Consider the following 23,193-nt stretch of genomic DNA (forward strand, 5'->3'; position numbering starts at 1 on the left):
ATCTAATTTTTATCAGAAAGATTCAAGATCCAAAGACACAAGATTTTTTACGCCCTCGAGTAGAATTTTCTTATCCTCATATTTATAAAATCTGCGAGTTACTATTACCAACAATTTTATTAATTTTACGCACACAAAAATCACCAGCCATATTGTAACTGCACTTCTATGACTGGTGATTCATCTGCTTGCCGACATTCTTGAATATAGAAACAAACCGGTTCAAATACCAATTGGTATCAATAGCATATCCCCTTCAAATTCCGTTGGCACTAGGCCTCAAAAGTGTACCCATAATACTTCTTTTCGAAATACTTTCTTGGACATTTTCCGGCAATTCTAATATATCCCTGTTCAGCCAGTTCCTCATTGAGTTGTCTGATTATCTGGTAAGCTTTACCCTTACTTACACCCAATGTTTCAACTAATTCATCTGCTGTAACATATTGAGCTTTCATACTCTCACCCCTTTTCTACTATCACATTTTGTATCTGTTTCTTGTTTCAATATCATTTATACTATCTCTTTTTGTAATTGTCAATACTTCTTCTTGTTGCAAAATATCACGTATTGTGATACTATTTGTTTTAGGAGGTGAAAAGCCATGAATATTATGACGCTTGAAGAACGCAAAGAACTTGGACAAAGACTAAAACAAGCAAGAAAAGAGAAAGGGCTATCACAAGAGGAGCTCGCTAATCTTATCGGCTTGAAGGTTGGAACAGTATCCAAATATGAACAAGGAGATCGCACTCCGGGAATCGGAAAACTCCAGTTAATTGCAAATGCTTTGGATTGTGACACATCCCGATTTGTGGCATCTAGTGATGAATATAATCGAATGACACAAACGACGGACTATGGTAACAGTTTAGATGCATATATAAACTGGTTAAAATTTTCTCATTTCGGATGCAATCCCTGTAAGATTGAAAACGATGATGGAAGTCAATCTTCTTCCTATCTTATCAGCTTCGATAAACAAACCGTTCCTATCAGTGAGGAAGCAATAGGACGGATTATGGAATATCAAACGGAGCAGTTCAAACAACTCATCCGACTCATTAGCGAGGACCTTCGATAGTAAAGGTATAGCATATGCCAGTTTATAAAGACGAAGAAAGAGGAACCTGGTATGTCAGATGTTATTACGAAGATTTTACCGGAAAGAAAAAACAGATAAAGAAACGAGGCTTTAAGCTTCAGCGTGAAGCCAAGGAATGGGAAGCAGATTTCCTAAGAAAGCACAAAGGCAGTACGGACATGACCTTCCGCTCTATGTACGAGATTTATATAGAGGACATGGGGCACCGCTGCCGTCAGAGCACCATCGATGGAAAGAAGCATGTATTCGAGAAGCTGATTCTCCCGTATTTTGAGAATAAGCCCATTAATAAGATTACTCCCAAGGACATCCGGACCTGGCAGAATGAAATGATTGCGAAGGATTATTCCAACTCCTACTTAGACAGGATGCAGAATATGATTACCGCACTTTTCAATTATGCAGTGGACTACTTCAACTTATCCGAGAATCCCTGTCACAAGGCTGGCAGAATGGGTAAGCGTGAAGTTGTGGTTAATTTCTGGACAAAGGACGAATTTGACCGGATACTGGCAGCCATGGAAGATGATCCTACCGCACACGTTTCGTTTTCACTATTGTACTTCTCTGGCATCCGTTTTGGAGAATTCCTTGCTTTGACACCGAAAGACTTTGATTTCGAAAAGAACACCCTCGATATCACCAAAAGTCTCCAGCGGATAAATAAGCAGGATGTGGTTACACCACCCAAAACACCGAAGAGTATCCGGAACATTATCATACCGGACTTTGTAATGAACGAAGTAAAAGATTATATGTCAAAGCTTTATGATTTAAAAGATACGGACAGGGTCTTCCCCTTCACCAAATCTTATATCAATAATGCGATGGCAAGGGCTTGTAAGAAAAGCGGAGTGAAAAAGATTCGAATCCACGACATCCGCCACTCCCACGCCAGCTATCTTATCAACTTAGGCTGTGCACCACTGCTCATATCGGAACGGTTAGGACACGAAAAGGTACAAACTACCTTAAGCACCTACTCCCATCTGTATCCGAACAAGCATCAGGAAGTGGTGGATATGATGCAGAACCAGCATAAAAAGGATATGACAACATCCGATGTAACTGCCCCGGCAGAAGCATCGAAAGAACCCAAACCACAGAACGCAAGGTTCAAGGTCGTAAGTCCAAAGGATAAAATAAGCCCACAGCAAGTCCACGAGAATGACTTAAGTCCATGCGTTGGCTTCAACCGACGCACATAAAAAGGCTCAACCCCTTGTAAACAAAGGGCTGAGCCAACAAAGTCATTTAATACTCAAACAGTATTTAATTACTCGATAATTGTAGCAACACGGCCAGAACCTACTGTTCTACCACCTTCACGGATAGCGAAAGTAAGACCCTGCTCCATAGCAATTGGGTGGATTAACTCAATGGTCATCTCTACGTTATCGCCAGGCATGCACATCTCTGTACCTTCTGGAAGGTTAACTACACCAGTAACGTCAGTTGTTCTGAAATAGAACTGTGGTCTGTAGTTGTTGAAGAATGGAGTATGACGTCCACCTTCGTCCTTAGTTAAAACGTATACCTGAGCGGTAAACTTTGTGTGGCAGGTAACAGAACCTGGCTTAGCAAGAACCTGGCCTCTTTCGATTTCGTTTCTCTGAACACCACGAAGAAGAGCACCGATGTTATCACCAGCCTGAGCCTCATCAAGAAGCTTACGGAACATCTCAATACCGGTTACAACAACCTTACGAGTCTCTTCCTTGATACCAACGATTTCAACTTCCTCAGATACATGAAGAACACCACGCTCAACACGGCCTGTAGCAACAGTACCACGACCTGTGATAGAGAATACGTCCTCAACTGGCATCAGGAATGGCTGATCAGTTGCACGCTGTGGATCTGGAATATAGTCATCTACTGTAGCCATTAATTCCATAATCTTATCGCCCCACTCGCCGTTTGGATCTTCAAGAGCCTTAAGAGCGGAACCCTTAACGATTGGGCAATCAGAGAATTCATACTCCTCTAACTGCTCTGTGATTTCCATCTCTACTAATTCAAGTAACTCTGGATCATCAACCATATCGCACTTGTTCATGAATACTACGATATAAGGTACACCTACCTGACGGGATAATAAGATGTGCTCCTTTGTCTGAGCCATAACACCGTCAGTAGCAGCTACTACAAGGATAGCACCATCCATCTGAGCAGCACCAGTAATCATGTTCTTTACATAGTCAGCATGGCCTGGGCAGTCAACGTGTGCATAGTGTCTCTTCTCTGTCTCATACTCAACGTGAGCAGTAGAGATAGTGATACCACGCTCTCTCTCTTCTGGAGCCTTATCGATGTTCTCGAAATCGGTAGCTGTGTTACCAGCAACTCTCTCAGAAAGTACCTTTGTGATAGCAGCTGTTAAAGTTGTCTTACCATGGTCAACGTGACCAATGGTTCCGATATTACAATGTGGTTTACTTCTTTCAAACTTAGCTTTAGCCATTTTTAAAAGTCCTCCTTCTACTTATGCCATGGGGCATTTATTTTTTTGATATTTTTCGTCGCGATATGCCCCTCAGGGACAACACCGCCATCTATACTCGATTATATTTCAAATCCGTATATTTTTCAAGCAATTTTTGCATATTTTTAATTATAGTCAGCCACGGCAATGGCTGAACTATAATTTATTTTGCTCTTCCTGCAATAACCTTTTCCTGAATGGACTTTGGTGCCTGCTCATACTTCTCGAAGAACATAGAGTAGTTACCACGTCCCTGGGTTCTGGAACGTAAGTCTGTTGCATAACCGAACATCTCAGAAAGTGGAACATAGCCCTTAACCATCTTTCCTCCACCGATGTCCTCCATACCCTCGATACGTCCACGGCGAGCATTGATATCACCAATAACATCACCCATGTACTCCTCCGGCATGGTTACTTCAACTCTCATGATAGGCTCTAACAGTACAGCACCACCCTTAGCCATAGCATCCTTGAATGCCATGGAGCCAGCAATGTGGAAAGCCATTTCGGAAGAGTCGACCTCATGGTAGGAACCGTCATATACAGTCGCATGAACACCAAGTACAGGGAATCCTGCAAGGATACCTGCCTTAGTCGCCTCTTCAATACCTTCACCAACAGCTGGAATGTATTCCTTAGGGATGGCACCACCGACAACCGTAGATTCGAATTTAAAAGTCTCTTCTGCATTGGCATCCATAGGCTCAAACCTAACCTTACAGTGTCCGTATTGACCACGTCCACCTGACTGCTTAGCATATTTGCTGTCAACCTCAACAGTCTTTGTAAAGCCTTCCTTATAAGCAACCTGAGGGGCACCTACATTAGCCTCTACCTTGAACTCGCGAAGCAGACGGTCTACGATGATCTCCAGGTGGAGCTCACCCATACCAGCGATAATAGTCTGTCCAGTTTCCTGATCAGTATGAGCCCGGAAGGTAGGATCTTCTTCAGAAAGCTTTACTAAAGCTTCACCTAACTTGCCCTGACCAGCCTTAGTCTTAGGCTCAATAGCCAGCTCAATAACTGGCTCTGGGAATTCCATAGACTCTAAGATAACCGGATGCTGCTCATCGCAGATGGTATCACCGGTACTAGTAACCTTAAAGCCTACTGCCGCAGCGATATCTCCGGAATATACCTTGTCTAATTCTTCTCTCTTATTAGCATGCATCTGTAAGATACGACCTACACGCTCCTTCTTTCCCTTTGTAGCATTCAGTACATAGGAACCGGAGTTCATAGTACCAGAATATACACGGAAGAATGCCAGCTTACCAACAAATGGGTCAGCCATAATCTTAAATGCTAATGCGGAGAAAGGCTCTTCATCAGAAGAATGTCTCTCAGTTTCGTTACCATCCAAATCAACACCCTTAATTGCTGGGATGTCTAATGGAGATGGCATAAATTCAATAATAGCATCCAGAAGCTTCTGAACACCCTTATTTCTGTATGCAGTACCACAGCATACCGGAATAGCAGCACACTCACAGGTAGCTTTTCTCAAAGCAGCCTTTAGTCTTTCTATAGATGGCTCATTTCCATCCAGGTACTCCATCATTAAATCGTCATCTAATTCACAAATCTTTTCAACAAGCTCTGTATGATACAGCTCTGCATCCTCTTTCATATCCTCTGGGATATCAACGATAGAGATATCATCACCCTTGTCATCGTTGTAGATATATGCCTGCATTTCAAACAGGTCAATAATACCCTTGAATTCATCTTCCTTACCGATTGGTAACTGAAGACAAATCGCATTTTTACCTAATCTGGTTCTAATCTGGTCTACAGCACCATAGAAGTTAGCACCCAGGATATCCATCTTATTGATGAATGCCATTCTTGGTACATTGTAGGTATCAGCCTGACGCCACACGTTCTCAGACTGTGGCTCAACACCACCCTTAGCACAGAATACACCAACAGCACCATCAAGGACACGCAGGGAACGCTCAACTTCTACAGTAAAGTCAACGTGACCCGGTGTATCAATGATATTGATACGATGCTCTAATGCACCAGCCTTTGGCTTAGTGTGATCCTGTAAGGTCCAGTGGCAGGTTGTAGCTGCAGATGTGATTGTGATACCTCTTTCCTGCTCCTGCTCCATCCAGTCCATGGTAGCAGTACCTTCATGAGTATCACCAATCTTATAGTTAACACCGGTATAGTAAAGAATACGCTCAGTTGTTGTTGTCTTACCAGCATCAATATGAGCCATGATACCAATGTTTCTGGTTCTCTCTAATGGATATTCTCTTCCAGCCAAGGATAATTCCTCCTTAATTTAATCTAAATCTTACCAACGGTAATGAGCAAAAGCCTTGTTTGCCTCTGCCATCTTGTGCATATCTTCTTTCTTCTTTACAGAAGCACCAGTGTTGTTGATAGCGTCCATAATTTCGTTTGCTAATCTTTCCTCCATGGTCTTCTCGCCTCTCTTACGAGAGTACAGTGTAATCCAACGAAGTGCTAAAGCCTGTCTTCTGTCTGGTCTTACCTCAATAGGTACCTGATAGGTAGCACCACCGATACGTCTAGCCTTAACCTCAAGAACTGGCATGATATTGTTCATTGCCTCTTCGAAAGCCTCAACTGCATCCTTACCGGTCTTCTCTGCTACTTTCTCGAATGCACCATATACAATCTTCTGAGCAACACCCTTCTTACCATCTAACATGATGTTGTTGATAAGCTTAGTAACAACCTTGCTGTTGTACACTGGGTCTGCTAACACATCTCTTTTCTGAATATGTCCTTTACGTGGCACGTTACTTCCCTCCTTAATAATAATTAATTCATCGGTACTCACAAAAATTAAGTGTCCGCACCAGGATTTTTATCTATACTCTAAATATAACCTTTAAAGCGAAAATTAATCCGGCACTTTCATTAATTAGTGAAGCTTGCTAATCTTATTTAGCGTCTTTTGGTCTCTTAGCACCATACTTGGAACGAGCCTGTCTTCTTTTAGCAACACCAGCAGTATCCAGTGTACCTCTGATGATGTGGTAACGAGTACCTGGTAAGTCCTTTACTCTACCACCTCTGATAAGAACAACGCTGTGCTCCTGTAAGTTATGTCCCTCACCTGGGATATAGCTTGTTACTTCGATACCGTTAGAAAGACGAACTCTGGCGATCTTACGAAGAGCAGAGTTAGGCTTCTTAGGGGTAGCTGTACGAACTGCGGTACAAACACCTCTCTTCTGTGGTGAAGAAGCATCTGTAGACTTCTTTCTTAAAGAGTTGAATCCCTTCTGTAAAGCTGGGGAATTAGACTTCTTCTCTACTGTCTTTCTACCTTTTCTTACTAATTGGTTAAAAGTTGGCATTAATTTTCACCTCCTGTGATTATGGTTAATTGTTTCCAAAAAAATAGAGTACACAAAATGCGTACTCTATCATTATATCATTGTATTCAGAATTGTCAATTACTTTTTCTATATTTTTTACAGCTTAATATTTTTCAACGCCTCTGCAAGTCCTGTATTCACCGGCTCCTTCGCTTCCTTCCGCTGCTTGTTCATATAGCGGGCAACATCCTTTTTGGACACTCCCCCGCCCTCTTTTTTCCGGCGTTCCTGGAAGGCTGACAGCCGTTCCTTGTAGCCGCAGGCACAGGTAAAGGTCTGTTTTTCACCCTGTCCAATAAGCTCCATCTTTTTATGGCAGACAGGACAGCGGGCATTGCTGGTGCGGGCGATTGTCTCCCGATAGCCACATTCTCTGTCTTGGCATACCAGAAGGCGGCTGTTTTTGCCGTTTACCGCCAGCAGACGTTTTCCACAGTTCGGGCACTTTTTATTGGTCAGATTATCGTGACGGAAGGTGCCTTCTCCTGTCTTGATTTCTCCGATCAATTCATCCGTATAGCTCCGGATGCTGTCCATAAAGGCATCCCGCCTAAGCTCGCCCTTTGCGATTTTAGAAAGCTTCATTTCCCAGTCTGCTGTAAGCTCCGGCTTCTTTAAGTCCTCCGGCACTAGCTCTAAAAGCTGCTTTGCCTTGGAGGTTATGAAAATATCCTTGCCCTTTTTCTCAATTAAGAAGCTGTGAAAAAGCTTTTCAATAATGTCTGCTCTGGTCGCTACTGTACCAAGACCGCCGGTCTCTCCCAGTGTCTTTATCTGCTCCTTATCCCGGCTCTCCATATATTTTACCGGATTTTCCATGGCAGAAAGTAAGGTTGCCTCATTAAATGGTGCCGGAGGCTTTGTCTTACCCTCACTTTGACGAATTACCAGATTAGAAATTATACTGCCCTTTTCCAAATCTTCCTTAAAATATCCACCATTCGCTTCCTTTTCATCCTCTTCTATCCACATTTCTTCCGAGGTATCCCCTGCTTCATAGACCTCCCTCCAGCCCAGACTCTTTACTGCCTGCCCCTTTGCTGTAAAGGTCTCGCCGCCGATATCCGCAGTAAGCTTTGTTTCTTCATATTCATAAGGCGGATATAAAACTGCCAGAAACCGCCGTACCACCAGATCATAGATTTTACGTTCCTCATTGGTCATGTGGTCTAACTGAACGTACTGCTCCGTTGGAATAATCGCATGGTGGTCTGATACTTTGGCATCATTTACAAAGGCTGCTTTCTTTGAAAAGCTTGTATTTACCAGTCTTCCGGCAAGCTTCCGGTATGGACCGACACTACAGGCCCTAAGACGCTCCGAAATCGTATCTACAATATCCGAGCTTACATATCGGGAATCGGTCCGCGGATAGGTAAGCACCTTATGATTTTCATACAGCCGCTGCATAATATTTAAGGTTTCCTTTGCAGAAAGTCCAAAACGGCGATTAGCATCTCTTTGAAGCTCTGTTAAGTCGTACAAAAGTGGGGCATAGTTTTTTTTCGATTGTTTTTCCACTGCTGTAATTACCGCATTCTTTCCCTCCAAAGCCTTCCTAAGAGCTTCGATTCCTTCCCGGTCAAAGGAGCTTTTACTGCCGCTTTTCTTATCCTGCCATACCAGCTTAAGCCCCCTTGCCTGTGCCTCCAGACCATAATAGCTTTTTGGCACAAAGCTTTTTATTTTCTCTTCTCTCTTGGCAATCATCGCCAAAGTCGGCGTCTGGACTCTTCCGCAGGACAGCTGGGCATTATATTTACAGGTCAGGGCACGGGTTGCATTAATGCCTACCAGCCAGTCTGCCTCTGCCCGGCACAGTGCTGCCGCATACAGATTATCATAATCATGTCCGTTTTTCAGATGGGCAAAGCCCTCCCGGATAGCCTTGTCCGTTACCGAAGAAATCCAAAGCCGTTTGATTGGCTTTTTACAGCCGGTTTTTAGTAAAATGAGTCTGGCTACCAGCTCACCTTCTCGTCCGGCATCGGTAGCAATAACCACCTCTTTGATATCGGTGCGGGCCAGCTGAGCCTTCACAATATTAAACTGCTTTCCGGTCTGCCGTAGTACCTCATATTTCCATTTTTCCGGCACAATCGGCAAATCCGTAAGCTTCCATTCCTTATACTTGTTGTCATAGCCCTCCGGGTCAGCCAGCTCTACCAGGTGCCCCATCGCCCAGGTAACAACATATTTTTCGCCCTCCAGCACTCCGTTTTTATTATTGCCGCATTTTAACACCCGGGCAATATCACGGCCTACCGATGGCTTTTCTGCTATTACTAATGCTTTCATTATTTCTTAAACTCCTGTATAATTTCATTTGCCTTTGCGTAAATAGCCTCCGGTTCTTCTCCAATATAGAATTTTCCATCCTCATAGAGAACTCTTCCATTTACCATAGTAAGCTTTACATTCTGCTTGCTGCCGCTGTAAACGATATTCTTTGCAATATTATTGAGCGGCTGCATATTGGGCTGGTGTAAATCAATCATAACCAAATCAGCAAGCTTACCCTCTTTGAGAGTATCACAGTCAGTAAGTCCCATCGCCTTAGCACCACCAGCAGTTGCCATATACAAGACATCATTAGCGTCAATAGCTGCGGCATCCTTTTCCTTAAGCTTTCCAAGACCTGTCACTAAAAACATCTCCCGGAACATATCCAGACAGTTATTACTGGCTGGGCCGTCAGTGCCGATACCCAGATTGATACCCCATTTCAACATATCATTGATACGGGCTACACCGCTGGCAAGCTTGGTATTGGAGCCAGGATTTGTTACAACAGAAATATTCCGTTTCTTACAGATGTCCAGATCCTCATCGGTCATGTGAACACAATGGAAGGTCGTACCTCCATAGTTAAATATACCCAGGCTGTCCAGATAAGCCGTTGGTGTCATACCGGTTTTCTCTATGCACTGTGCCACCTCGGATTCACTTTCAGAATTGTGGGTAAATACCGGCTGTTTATATTCCTCTGCCAGAGCCGCTACCGCCTCTAACAGCTCCCGGCTTGCAGTATATTCTGCATGGAAGCCCAGCTGATAAGAAATCAATTCATGGAAATTCTTAAATTTTTCGTATTCCTGTCTCAGCCGCTCGGCACCACTGGCATCCCCGCCCACAGAGCCCTGAATTACTGTACGAAAGCCTGTTTCAATGGCTGCTCTGGCAATCTCCTCTGCAAAATAATACATATCCAGGTTTGCTGTAATACCACTGGTCAGATACTCCATAATTGCAAGCTTCGTAAGAGGTGCTATATGCTCCGGACATAGCTTGGCTTCCATTGGAAATACCTGCTTATGAAGCCAGTCCAGCAGTGGAAGGTCATCTGCATAGGAACGTAAAAAGGTCATAGCCGAATGGGTATGCGCATCCTTGAAGCCCGGCATCAGTACATTGCCCTGTCCGTCAATCTCTCTATCCCAGCTTTCCTTTGCTGCTGCCTCTTTATTTTCTGCTCCCACATAGGCGATTTTGTTTCCTTTTACCCAGAGCTCGCCCTCCTCTACCCAGACGCCGCCCTCCATAGTAATTAATCTTACATTATAAAAACGAATATTCATATGTAGTTCTCTCCTTCTATAAAAGCCTTCCCATACGGATAATAGATTCAGTAATCAGTTGCTTAAATAATGGAGCAACTTTTGTCGCTGCCTCAAAAACCTCTTCATGAGACAATGGACTGTCCGTCAGCCCAGAGGCTAAATTAGAAATACAGGAAATACCGCAGATTTTCATTCCCATATGATTTGCTGCTACCGCCTCACAGGCAGTACTCATACCTACTGCATCCGCTCCCAGCAGGCCACACATCTGCACCTCAGCAGGTGTCTCAAAGGCAGGTCCTGTCAGCTGGAGATATACCCCCTCCTTAAGCGGAATAGATAAATTCTTTGCTACGCCACGAATAACCTCCTGTAAATCCTTATCATAAATCTCACTCATATCTGGAAAACGTGTACCAAGCTCCTCAATATTAGCCCCAATTAACGGAGATGGTACAAAGCTTGCAATCTGGTCAGTAATCATCATAAAGTCTCCGGCTGAAAAGCTCTTGTTGATGCCTCCGGCTGCATTGGTAAGAAAAAGAATCCTTGCTCCCAAAAGCTTCATCAGCCTGGCTGGTAGCACTACATCCTGCATAGAATAGCCTTCGTAATAATGGACTCTTCCCTGCATAATCACAACCGGTACCTCTCCCACATATCCAAAAATAAACCGCCCCTTGTGTCCGACTACCGTAGACACAGGAAACCCTTCGATTTCCTGATAATCAAGGGTTGCCTCTACCTGTATTGTCTCCGCATAATCTCCTAATCCAGAGCCCAGAATCAAGGCTACCTCCGGCTTAAAATCCACTTTTTTTCTCACGCTTTCGTAGCATTTTAATAACTGCTCATATGTTTTTGTCATTTCCTTCCTCCTATTGAATTTTTACTGGTGCTCCTTGGCTTTCCATATCCAAAGACAGGCTTTTCTATAATATACTCCCAAGGGAGTATTTCTGCAAGACGTAAAACGAACTTTCCTATCGAATTAAAAAGCACCGCCCGGCATCATCTCTGACACCAGGCAGCACCCAACATTCACTCTATTTTATTCTTCTGTGATTTCCTCTGCAGTCTCCTCAGCTGCTTCCTCTGCAGAAACAACTGTCTCGTCCTCTGGGAAATCCTCCTCAAAGTCATCATCCAGCATGATTTCTTCCTGAATATCCGTATTCAGCTTCGTGTTTCTGTAACGCTTCATACCGGTTCCGGCAGGAATCAGCTTACCAATAATTACGTTCTCCTTCAAACCAATCAATGGGTCAATCTTTCCCTTAATTGCAGCCTCCGTAAGAACCTTAGTGGTCTCCTGGAAGGATGCTGCAGATAAGAAGGAGTTGGTAGCCAGAGAAGCCTTGGTAATACCAAGCATTACCTGCTTGCCTTCTGGTACTTCCTTGCCTTCCTCTGTCAGACGCTCTACCTCATCATCAAACTCCAAAGTATCTACCAGCGTACCTGGTAAGAAATCAGAATCTCCGTTGTTCTCAATACGAATCTTCTTTAACATCTGACGAACGATAACCTCAATATGCTTATCGTTAATCTCAACACCCTGCAGACGGTATACTCGCTGTACTTCCTGAATCATATAATCCTGTACGGCACGAACACCCTTAATCTTCAAAATATCATGAGGATTTACACTACCCTCTGTCAGCTCATCTCCAGCCTCCAGTACCTGTCCGTCCAGAACCTTAATTCTGGAACCGTAAGGAATCAGATATACCTTGGATTCTGCTGTCTCTGGATTCGTTACGATGACCTCACGCTTCTTCTTGGTATCGTTGATTGTAACGGTACCACCAAACTCTGCGATGATAGCAAGACCCTTTGGCTTTCTTGCCTCGAAAAGCTCCTCGACACGAGGAAGACCCTGGGTGATATCATCACCCGCAACACCACCGGTATGGAAGGTACGCATGGTCAGCTGTGTACCTGGCTCACCAATAGACTGAGCTGCGATAATACCAACAGCCTCACCTACCTGTACCGGCTCACCGGTAGCCATATTGGCACCGTAGCACTTCGCACATACACCAATGTGGGAACGGCAGGTAAGAATTGTTCTGATTTTTACCTTTGCCTTGTCGCCAGCCTCAAGGATAGCCTTGGTCTTAACAATTCTTGCAGCACGCTTTGGAGTAATCATGTGATTCTTCTTAACAATTACTTCGCCATTATCATCAGTTATCGTCTCACAGGAGAAACGTCCTGTAATACGATCCTCTAGGCTTTCAATCATTTCCTTACCATCCATAAAGGATCTTACCCACATACCCGGAAGCTCCTTGTTTGGATCAGCACAGTCGATTTCTCGGATAATCAAATCCTGAGAAACGTCTACCAGACGACGTGTCAGGTATCCGGAGTCCGCTGTACGAAGAGCGGTATCGGAAAGTCCCTTACGGGCACCATGCGCAGAGATGAAGTACTCCAGTACGTCAAGACCCTCACGGAAGTTTGACTTAATAGGCAGCTCAATGGTTCGTCCGGAGGTATCAGCCATCAGACCACGCATACCGGCAAGCTGCTTAATCTGCTTGTCAGAACCACGAGCTCCGGAGTCCGCCATCATATAAATATTATTGTATTTGTCCAGACCGGAAAGCAGTGCTTCTGTAATCTCATCATCGGCTTCCTTCCATGTCTCAATAACTGCTTTATAACGCTCCTCTTCCGTAGTCAGACCACGGCGGAAGTCCTTGGAAATACGTTCTACCGTAGCTTCAGCCTCATCAATGATTTCCTTTTTCTTTGGAGGTACGGTCATGTCGGAAATGGATACGGTCATCGCTGCTCTGGTAGAATACTTGTAGCCCAGTGCCTTGATGGCATCCAGAGTCTCCGCAGTCTTAGTTGCACCGTGAGTATTGATGCATTTTTCAAGAATCTGCTTTAACTGCTTCTTACCAACATGGAAATCTATCTCAGGTATCAGGAAGTTCTCTGGCTTAGTTCTGTCAACAAAGCCTAAATCCTGGCTGATAATTTCATTAAAGATAAAACGTCCTACTGTAGATTCGATTACACGGCTTTCCTCTACACCCTCTGCATTCCTTCCACAACGTCTTACCTTAATCTTTGCATGAAGGGTAATAGCACCGTTTTCATAGGCCAAAATAGCTTCATTTACATTCTTGAAGAACTTGCCTTCTCCCTTATCTCCTGGTCTTTCCTGGGTCAGATAGTAGATACCAAGAACCATATCCTGAGAAGGAACAGCTACAGGGCCACCATCAGACGGCTTTAACAGGTTGTTTGGAGATAACAGGAGGAAACGACATTCTGCCTGAGCCTCTACAGACAACGGAAGGTGTACCGCCATCTGGTCTCCATCGAAGTCGGCATTGAAGGCTGTACATACCAGTGGATGCAGCTTGATTGCCTTACCTTCTACCAGAGTAGGCTCAAAGGCCTGGATACCCAGACGGTGCAGGGTAGGAGCACGGTTTAACATAACCGGATGCTCACGGATAACCTCCTCAAGCACATCCCACACCTCAGACTGAAGTCTTTCTACCATCTTCTTTGCAGACTTAATATTGTGAGCAATTCCCTTAGCTACCAGCTCCTTCATAACGAAAGGCTTGAAAAGCTCAATTGCCATCTCCTTTGGAAGCCCGCACTGATAAATCTTTAATTCGGGACCTACTACGATAACGGAACGACCAGAATAGTCAACACGCTTTCCTAACAGGTTCTGACGAAAACGTCCCTGCTTACCCTTTAACATATCGGAAAGAGACTTTAATGCACGATTTCCAGGACCGGTAACCGGACGTCCTCTTCTTCCGTTATCAATCAGGGCATCGACTGCCTCCTGAAGCATTCGCTTTTCATTTCTTACAATAATGTCCGGAGCACCCAGGTCTAACAGTCTCTTCAGACGGTTGTTACGGTTAATAATACGTCTGTATAAATCATTCATATCGGAAGTAGCAAAACGGCCACCATCCAGCTGTACCATAGGACGGATATCCGGCGGAATAACCGGGATAACGGTCATAATCATCCACTCCGGCTTATTTCCGGACTCACGGAAGGCCTCTACTACCTCCAACCGTTTGATAATTCTGGCTCTCTTCTGGCCGGTTGCATCCTTAAGCTCTTTTTTCAGCTCTGCAGAGTCCTTTTCCAAATCGATTGCCTTTAATAATTCCATAATAGACTCTGCACCCATACCTACACGGAATGCATCGCTGTATTTTTCTCTGGCTTCCTGGTATTCCTTTTCATTTAATACCTGCTTATACTGAAGGTCGGTATTTCCCTTGTCCAGTACAATATAGGAAGCAAAGTACAGTACCTTTTCCAGAGTTCTAGGGGATAGGTCTAAGATAAGACCCATCCGGCTAGGGATTCCCTTAAAATACCAGATGTGGGATACTGGTGCTGCCAGTTCAATGTGTCCCATTCTTTCACGACGGACACTGGCTTTCGTAACCTCAACACCACATCGGTCACAGATTACGCCCTTATAGCGGATTTTCTTATATTTACCGCAGTGACATTCCCAGTCCTTCTGTGGTCCGAAAATTCTTTCGCAGAAAAGACCATCTCTTTCCGGCTTTAAGGTTCTATAGTTAATTGTCTCCGGCTTCTTTACCTCTCCTCTGGACCATTCTCTGATTTTCTCTGGAGAAGCAAGACCGATTTTAATTGCATCATAAGTCAAGCTAGGCTGTTGTTCATTTACACTGCTGATTTCCGGCATCTTCGGCACTCCCTTCTATAATTAGTCTTCATAATCGTCGTCCCCGTCGCTTTCGCTTCCCAGGTCCGCGTCAAAATCTGCAAATACAAGGTCATCATTCAGCTCATCCGCTGCCTTTTCACTATAGCCGGCATTTTCAAAGGATTCATCGCCAAATCTGAAATTGTCTTCGCCTTCGATTAACGGAGTCAGATCCTCCTCACCGTAATCAATACTCTCCGTCATCTTAACCTCATTACCGTTTTCATCCAGTACGGTAACATCCAGTGCCAGAGACTGTAATTCCTTTAAGAGTACCTTGAAGGACTCAGGAATGCCAGGCTCGGAAATATTGTCACCCTTAATGATTGCTTCGTAGGTCTTAACACGTCCAACCACATCATCAGACTTAACTGTTAAGATTTCCTGCAGAGTATAGGCTGCACCATAAGCCTCCAGAGCCCAAACCTCCATCTCTCCGAAACGCTGGCCACCAAACTGGGCTTTACCACCCAGAGGCTGCTGTGTAACGAGGGAATAAGGACCGGTAGAACGTGCATGAATCTTATCATCTACCAGGTGGTGAAGCTTCAGATAATGCATGAAGCCGACAGTAACGGCACCATCGAAATACTCTCCGGTACGTCCGTCACGCAGTCTTACCTTACCATCACGGTTGATTGGAACGCCTGCCCACTCTTTTCTGTATTCCTGATTCTCTAACAGGAATTTCATTACTTCCGGATCTAATATATCCTTATATTTTGTCTCAAACTCCTCTAATGGAGTATTTACATAATCGTTTGCCATCTCCAGGGTATCCATGATGTCATACTCGTTAGCACCATCAAATACCGGAGTAGATACATTGAAACCAAGTACTCTAGAGGCCAGAGAAAGGTGAATCTCCAGAACCTGACCGATATTCATACGGGAAGGTACACCCAGAGGGTTCAGCACGATATCCAGAGGTCTTCCGTTTGGAAGGAATGGCATATCCTCTACAGGGAGGACTCTGGAAACAACACCCTTGTTACCATGACGACCCGCCATCTTATCTCCTACCTGGATTTTTCTCTTCTGTGCAATGTAGATGCGAACAGACTGATTTACTCCCGGAGGAAGCTCATCGCCATTCTCCCTGGTAAATACCTTAGCATCTACGATAATACCAAATTCACCATGTGGTACTCTAAGAGAAGTGTCTCTTACTTCTCTTGCTTTTTCACCGAAAATTGCTCTTAACAGTCTCTCCTCTGCTGTAAGCTCTGTTTCTCCCTTAGGAGTAACCTTACCTACCAGGATATCACCGGCACGAACCTCAGCACCAATACGGATGATACCTCTTTCATCCAGATCCTTCAATGCATCATCACCAACGCCAGGAACATCTCTTGTGATTTCTTCTGGTCCCAGCTTGGTATCACGGGCTTCTGCCTCATATTCGTTGATATGAACGGAGGTATATACATCCTCCTGTACCAGCCGCTCACTTAACAGTACCGCATCCTCGTAGTTGTAGCCTTCCCAGGTCATAAAACCAATCAGAGGGTTCTTACCAAGGGCAATCTCACCGCCGGCAGTACAAGGGCCATCTGCAATAACCTGTCCTTTTTTAACCTTTTCGCCTTTTACAACGATTGGACGCTGATTCATAGAGGTTCCCTGGTTGCTTCGTACAAACTTCTCCAGCTTGTACTCGGTCTTGGAACCATCATCATTCTTAATAATAATCTGATTGGAAGCAGAACGCTCAACCACACCATCTGCCTTAGCCAGTACGCAGTTTCCTGAGTCTACAGCAGCCTTCATTTCCATACCTGTACCAACAACAGGAGCCTCTGTTACTAAAAGAGGTACGGCCTGACGCTGCATGTTAGAGCCCATCAGTGCACGGTTCGCATCGTCGTTCTCCAGGAAAGGAATCATCGCTGTCGCAACAGAGAATACCATCTTAGGAGATACGTCCATCAGATCAATTTTCTTCTTTTCAAACTCAGAAGTCTCTTCACGGAAACGTCCGGAAACATTTGTGTGAACAAAATGACCTTCCTCATCCAAAAGCTCATTCGCCTGTGCTACAACGTACTTATCCTCTTCATCTGCTGTCAGGTAGATAACCTCATCCGTAACTCTCGGATTCAGAGGATCTGTCTTATCTACCTTACGGTATGGAGCCTCAATAAATCCATATTCGTTAATTCTTGCATAGGAAGCAAGGGAGTTAATTAAACCGATGTTAGGACCTTCAGGGGTCTCAATCGGACACATTCTTCCATAGTGAGTATAGTGAACATCCCGAACCTCAAATCCGGCACGGTCTCTGGACAAACCACCAGGTCCCAGTGCGGAAAGACGTCTCTTATGAGTCAGCTCACTTAATGGGTTGTTCTGATCCATGAACTGTGACAGCTGAGAGCTTCCGAAGAACTCCTTAACCGCTGCAGTCACTGGTTTAATATTAATCAGGGACTGAGGAGAAATACCCTCAATATCCTGTGTTGTCATTCTTTCACGAACCACTCTTTCCATTCTGGAAAGTCCGATACGGTACTGGTTCTGTAACAGTTCTCCTACAGAACGGATACGACGGTTTCCTAAGTGGTCAATATCATCATCATGGCCTACGCCATACTCCAGATGCATATTATAATTAATGGAGGCAAAAATATCCCATGTAGTAATATGCTTTGGTACCAGCTTGGAAATGTTATTCCTAATCGCTTCCTTTTGCTCCTCCAGAGTCTTATAGTTATCCAGAATGTACTTGAGTGCGAAGTAGTAAACATCCTCGGTTACACCAAGCTCTTCCCTATCTGCATCAATGAAGTGGCAGATATCTACCATACGGTTGGAAATAACCTTTACCTTGCGGTCTTCTGCTTCAATCCATACATAAGCAGCTCCTGTATTCTGAATCTCTACAGCCAGCTCCTCTGTAGCTATAGTACCAGCCTCTGCGATCACCTCGCCAGTCTCCATATCTACAACATCCTCTGCCAGCTTAAAGCCTGCAATACGGTTCTTGAAAGCCAGCTTTTTGTTGAACTTATAACGTCCAACCTTAGCAAGGTCGTATCTTCTTGCATCAAAGAACATACTGCGGAGTAAGCTTTCTGCACTGTCTACAGACAGAGGCTCACCCGGGCGAAGCTTCTTATATAACTCAAGAAGGCCATCCTGATAGTTATCGGAAGGATCCTTCTGGATACTTGCCAGAATCTTTGGCTCCTCACCGAAGAAATCTGTAATCTGGCTGTTGGTAGCACTACGGATTTCTTCGTCAATATTCCAGCCCTTATTCGGGTCGGCACTGTAATCATATACATTGTGGTCAAGTGCACGAATTAATACGGTAACAGGCACCTTTCTGTTACGGTCAACACGTACAGAGAAAACATCATTGGAATCGGTTTCATACTCTAACCATGCACCACGGTTCGGAATAACCGTAGAAGAATATAACTTCTTACCAATCTTATCGTGGCCAATGGCATAGTAAATACCAGGAGAACGTACCAGCTGACTTACGATAACACGCTCCGCACCATTAATAACGAAGGTACCGGTAGCAGTCATCAAAGGCAGGTCTCCCATAAAAATATCATGCTCGGTAATCTCTTCTGTCTCCTTGTTACGAAGTCTTACCTTTACCTTCAATGGTGCAGCGTAGGTAGCATCTCTTTCCTTACACTCTTCAATTGAATACTTCACATCATCCTCACACAATACAAAGCTTACAAACTCAAGGCTTAAGTGCTCGCTGTAATCTTCAATCGGAGAAATGTCCTTGAAAACCTCATCCAGGCCTTCTTCCAGGAACCACTTGTAGGAATCAGTCTGAACTTCAATGAGATTTGGCATCTCTAAAACTTCCTTCTGACGGGAAAAGCTCATTCTCACACCATTTCCAACCTTCGTTGGACGAATTCTGTTTTTTTCCATTGATGTTTTCACCCCTTGACTTTATTTTTTATAAATTAATACTTTACTGTTTCCACTCTATGTGATATAATCAATCACAGATTCATTTTATCGCATAGAACACCACAATAGTGCATTTTTCATCTTAACATAGGTATGTCAAGTTGTCAATGCCGAATTTGGGGTGTTTTTTTATTGATTTTTGGGCATTTTTCACTACTTCCACAATATCTGGAGTTCTCCATTTCACTCTCCAAAATACCTTCATTTCTAAATTTTTAAACATAGTATATAATTATTTTATCTACTATATTGATATAATTTATATTTTTTGCTATAATTTAAAACATAGTAAATGATTTTATTATTTTTTATTTCATTCCAGAAAGGAGCTTTCTATGTCTCAGCACATTATCAGCCGCTGTCCGGTCTGTCATGAGTCCCTCATCGCCACCCGGCTCTCCTGCCGCCACTGTGGACTGGAGTTGTCCAATGATTTTACCCTGAATCGCTTTTCCTATCTTACGGAAGGGTCTCTTGTTTTTATTGAAACCTTTATCAAATGTGGGGGTAATCTAAAAGAGGTGCAAAAGGAGCTGCATCTGTCCTATGCCTCTGCCAGGCGTATTTTAAAGGAAGCCCAGAAGGAGCTGGGACTTTCAGAGGAAAAACCAGCACCAGTTTCCGAACCAGCAATTACCGCCCTTCCTGTCTATGAGGACGAATCTGCCACCGTGCAGGCTATCAAAAAGAAATTAAACCGTGCCAAGGGGATGGCTAATATTTCCACCTCCCGCGGCAAGGTCTTTTCTATCTATTACGAAGAATATGGAAACGGCATCTATGCCTCTAACCTTCCAAAAAGCCGTATGCTCTCCTGGACTGCCTTTGACAGAGCTATTGAGCTTCTGGAGAAAAAGGGCGGTGCTGCTCCAAAGGGACTGGCTATGAAAGCCCGCCTGGGCGAGCCGGAGCTTACTCTTGACACCGTAGAGGGCTATGTGGCTTATCATGCCTTTGGAGTAAAAAAAGGCGAATCCACCATACGAACCATTTCCGCTCTGGCCGCTATTTTAGACTGGGCGGGCATATGTGAAAATGGATATGGGTATCTGCGTTTGAAAAACTAGGAAAAGGTTCTGGATTTCGTTTTTGAAATCCAGAACCTTTTAAAAATCCCTATAAATTACAAGCTGGAATAATACAGATAATCTTCCTGTTCCTTTGTAAGCGTATCAATATGCTTTCCAAGGAAGGCAAGCTTTCTGCCTGCCACCTCGCGGTCAACCTCCTTTGGAACATCAATCAGCTTTTCCGTCAGCTCCTTACCATGCTCTACCAGATATTTTGCACTCAAAGCCTGAATCGCAAAGCTCATATCCATAATCTCTGCCGGATGTCCATCACCAGCAGCCAGATTAACAAGACGCCCCTCTGCCAGCAGATATACCCATTTGTCCTCTGCCAGCTTGTAGCCCATGATATTCTTTCTCTGCTCTGCCTTTTCCAATGCCATTTCCTCCAGACCCTTTACGTCAACCTCTACGTCAAAGTGGCCTGCATTACACATGATGGCACCATTTTTCATAAGGGCAAAATCCTTCTTTGTAATAACCTGATTGCATCCGGTTACAGTAATAAAGAAATCTCCTATCTTGGCAGCCTCGTTCATCTGCATTACCTCAAAGCCATCCATAATCGCCTCGATTGCCTTAATCGGGTCTACCTCAGTTACCACAACTCTCGCTCCCAGGCCCTTAGCTCTCATAGCTACACCCTTACCGCACCAGCCATAGCCTGCTACTACTACGATTTTTCCTGCTACAATCAGATTTGTGGTGCGGCAGATGCCATCCCATACGGACTGACCAGTACCGTAGCGGTTATCAAATAAGTGCTTGCAGTCTGCATTGTTTACCAAAACCATAGGGAACTCCAGCTCGCCCTTTCTTGCCATTGTCATAAGACGGATAATGCCTGTGGTCGTCTCCTCGCAGCCGCCGATAACATAAGACAGCTTGTCCCTCATCGTTGTATGGAGCATATGCACCAGGTCACCGCCATCATCAATAATAATATTGCAATTATTCTCCAGCACATGTGCAATATGCGTATTGTATTCCTCAGCAGTCGCATTGTACCACGCGTGAACCTCCAGCCCGGCCTTAACCAAAGCTGCTGCGATATCATCCTGGGTGGACAATGGATTGCTTCCGGTAATGTACATCTTTGCACCACCGGCTGCCAATACCTTACAAAGATAAGCGGTTTTCGCTTCCAGATGGATAGAAAGAGCAATTCTTACTCCCTTAAATGGCTGCTCCTTACTAAATTCCTCTTCCAGGCTGCGAAGCAGCGGGCAGTTTCTTTTTACCCATTCAATCTTATGCTCTCCGGACTCTGCCAGATTAATATCTCTGATTTCACTTGCCATCTTTTAAACTCCTCCTTTTTACACGGCTCATTGCTCTTGCAGATAGTATACCACAAAACAGTAAGGCAAGTAAATATATATTAGTTTTTTTACGGAACTGTGAAAAATATTCAATAAGATTTGCATTCTGCGTCTGAGGGATGTATAATTACATTGAACAAAAAGGGCGGAACTGTAAAAAATATTCAATAACACTTTATTAAACGAAAAGAAAAAGCAGGTTTAATTGAATAAAAGTTACGAAAGCGTATAAAATGTTCAATAAAGGAGAGTGACTTATGGATATCAAGAGAGATAAATACCTGAACGATTTGATTAACCGTATGCATAATGGAATGATAAAGGTTGTAACTGGTATCAGAAGATGTGGGAAGTCATATCTTCTATTTAATATTTTCAAGAACTATTTGTTAGAGCAGGGAGTGCCGACATCTCATATCATTACGATTGAACTGGATCAACGTAAAAATAAAAAGTATCGTGATCCGGATACAATATTAGATTATATTGAATCATTGATAGAAGATGATGAGCAATATTATGTCATGCTTGATGAAGTGCAGATGTTACAAGAGTTTGAGGAAGTTTTAAATTCACTACTTCATATCAGAAATGCAGATATATATGTAACTGGAAGTAACTCTAAATTTTTATCCAAAGATGTAATTACTGAATTTAGAGGAAGAGGTGATGAAATTCATATTTATCCATTAACTTTCAAGGAATTTATGGAGGCATATGACGGTGATATGTACCGTGGATGGGCAGAGTATGTTGTATATGGTGGTCTTCCGCTTACCGTAACAATGAAAACTGAGGAACAGAAAATAAACTATCTGACAAACCTTTTCAAAGAAACTTATTTAAAGGATATTATTGAAAAACATCATATTGAAAAAACGCAGGAGTTAGAAGACTTAGTTAACATTCTGGCCTCTGCTATTGGTTCGTTGACAAATCCACCGAAAATTGAAGCAACATTTAAAAGTTCGATTCAGTCAACGATCAGTTTGAATACAATAAGACAGTATATCGAGCATCTGGAAGATGCTTTTATTATCAATAAGGCTAATCGTTATAATGTAAAAGGTAGAAAATACATTGGCACGCCGTTGAAATATTATTTTGAAGATGTGGGACTTAGAAATGCAAGATTAGGATTCAGACAGGTTGAAGAAACACATTTGATGGAAAATATTATTTATAATGAGTTGCGTAGCAGAGGATATTCTGTAGATGTGGGTGTAGTAGAAAAGCGTGGAACAAATGAAGATGGTAAAGAGTACAAAAATCAGTTGGAAATTGACTTTGTAGCAAACCTTGGTAGTAAACGCTATTATATTCAATCTGCGTTTAGTATGCCAACAGAAGAGAAACGTATTCAAGAAAAAGCTTCTCTTGTCAATGTAAATGATTCATTCAAGAAGATTATTGTCGTTAAAGACGTGGTGAACATTACAAGAGATGAAGATGGTATCACTACCATGAGTATCTATGACTTTTTGTTAAAAGAAAATAGTTTAGAACTGTAAGAATACCTTAATAGGTTTGAAAAAAGCGTGGTAGTGTAAAATAGTTTGTGTTTTTGGTAAGAAATGGCTCCTTTTTGGTAAGAAT

Annotated in this window: 15 protein-coding genes; 4 read left to right on the forward strand and 11 right to left on the reverse strand. The window is 43.4% G+C overall.

The window, feature by feature from the left end:
- Positions 1-272: 272 nt before the first annotated feature.
- Positions 273-458, reverse strand: coding sequence for a hypothetical protein (locus ASU35_RS12225; protein ID WP_058353288.1), 186 nt, complete (start codon positions 456-458; stop codon positions 273-275).
- A gap of 147 nt (positions 459-605) precedes the next feature.
- Between ASU35_RS12225 and ASU35_RS18815 the strand changes: the two genes are divergently transcribed.
- Both ASU35_RS18815 and ASU35_RS12235 read left to right on the forward strand, forming a co-directional pair.
- Positions 606-1,085, forward strand: a complete 480-nt coding sequence (locus ASU35_RS18815; protein ID WP_242861280.1) for a helix-turn-helix domain-containing protein — start codon at positions 606-608, stop codon at positions 1,083-1,085.
- A gap of 14 nt (positions 1,086-1,099) precedes the next feature.
- Positions 1,100-2,314 carry a site-specific integrase gene (locus ASU35_RS12235; protein ID WP_083504285.1) on the forward strand — a complete coding sequence of 405 codons (1,215 nt, stop codon included), beginning with the start codon at positions 1,100-1,102 and terminating at the stop codon, positions 2,312-2,314.
- Positions 2,315-2,382: 68 nt separating this feature from the next.
- Here the strand turns inward: ASU35_RS12235 and tuf are convergent, their stop codons facing one another.
- The 9 genes from tuf to rpoB all read right to left on the reverse strand — a co-directional run bounded on the left by tuf (position 2,383) and on the right by rpoB (position 19,163).
- Positions 2,383-3,570 (reverse strand): elongation factor Tu, encoded by a 1,188-nt coding sequence (tuf, locus tag ASU35_RS12240; RefSeq protein WP_058353289.1) that lies wholly within the window; start codon positions 3,568-3,570, stop codon positions 2,383-2,385.
- 184 nt (positions 3,571-3,754) lie between these two features.
- The gene (gene fusA / locus ASU35_RS12245) at positions 3,755-5,872 is read right to left on the reverse strand and encodes an elongation factor G (protein WP_058353290.1); all 2,118 of its coding nucleotides are present in this window, start codon (positions 5,870-5,872) and stop codon (positions 3,755-3,757) included.
- Between the two features lie 30 nt (positions 5,873-5,902).
- Entirely contained in the window at positions 5,903-6,373 is a 471-nt protein-coding gene (gene rpsG, locus ASU35_RS12250; protein ID WP_058353291.1) for a 30S ribosomal protein S7, read from the reverse strand.
- Between the two features lie 145 nt (positions 6,374-6,518).
- Positions 6,519-6,938 carry a 30S ribosomal protein S12 gene (gene rpsL, locus ASU35_RS12255; protein ID WP_058353292.1) on the reverse strand — a complete coding sequence of 140 codons (420 nt, stop codon included), beginning with the start codon at positions 6,936-6,938 and terminating at the stop codon, positions 6,519-6,521.
- 117 nt (positions 6,939-7,055) lie between these two features.
- Positions 7,056-9,257, reverse strand: coding sequence for a DNA topoisomerase III (locus ASU35_RS12260; protein WP_058353293.1), 2,202 nt, complete (start codon positions 9,255-9,257; stop codon positions 7,056-7,058).
- Positions 9,257-10,537, reverse strand: a complete 1,281-nt coding sequence (locus ASU35_RS12265) for an amidohydrolase family protein (protein WP_058353294.1) — start codon at positions 10,535-10,537, stop codon at positions 9,257-9,259. Before ASU35_RS12265 ends, ASU35_RS12260 begins: the two co-directional genes overlap by 1 nt.
- A 16-nt stretch (positions 10,538-10,553) precedes the next feature.
- Positions 10,554-11,387, reverse strand: a complete 834-nt coding sequence (locus ASU35_RS12270) for a purine-nucleoside phosphorylase (protein ID WP_058353295.1) — start codon at positions 11,385-11,387, stop codon at positions 10,554-10,556.
- Between the two features lie 183 nt (positions 11,388-11,570).
- On the reverse strand, positions 11,571-15,239 hold the full coding sequence (gene rpoC, locus ASU35_RS12275; protein WP_058353296.1) for a DNA-directed RNA polymerase subunit beta': 3,669 nt from the start codon (positions 15,237-15,239) through the stop codon (positions 11,571-11,573).
- Positions 15,240-15,260: 21 nt separating this feature from the next.
- Complete coding sequence (rpoB, locus tag ASU35_RS12280; protein ID WP_058353297.1) at positions 15,261-19,163, reverse strand: DNA-directed RNA polymerase subunit beta; 3,903 nt, start codon at positions 19,161-19,163, stop codon at positions 15,261-15,263.
- A 377-nt stretch (positions 19,164-19,540) separates the two neighbouring features.
- Here rpoB and ASU35_RS12285 point away from each other — a divergent pair, with 377 nt between their 5' ends.
- Positions 19,541-20,272, forward strand: coding sequence for a DUF2089 domain-containing protein (locus ASU35_RS12285; protein ID WP_058353298.1), 732 nt, complete (start codon positions 19,541-19,543; stop codon positions 20,270-20,272).
- 56 nt (positions 20,273-20,328) lie between these two features.
- Here ASU35_RS12285 and ASU35_RS12290 read toward each other — a convergent pair whose 3' ends face one another.
- Complete coding sequence (locus tag ASU35_RS12290; protein WP_058353299.1) at positions 20,329-21,576, reverse strand: adenosylhomocysteinase; 1,248 nt, start codon at positions 21,574-21,576, stop codon at positions 20,329-20,331.
- A 278-nt stretch (positions 21,577-21,854) separates the two neighbouring features.
- Between ASU35_RS12290 and ASU35_RS12295 the strand changes: the two genes are divergently transcribed.
- Positions 21,855-23,108, forward strand: coding sequence for an ATP-binding protein (locus tag ASU35_RS12295; RefSeq protein ID WP_058353300.1), 1,254 nt, complete (start codon positions 21,855-21,857; stop codon positions 23,106-23,108).
- Positions 23,109-23,193 lie beyond the last annotated feature (85 nt).

This window comes from Acetivibrio ethanolgignens, from assembly GCF_001461035.1.
Lineage (GTDB): Bacteria > Bacillota > Clostridia > Lachnospirales > Lachnospiraceae > Velocimicrobium > Velocimicrobium ethanolgignens.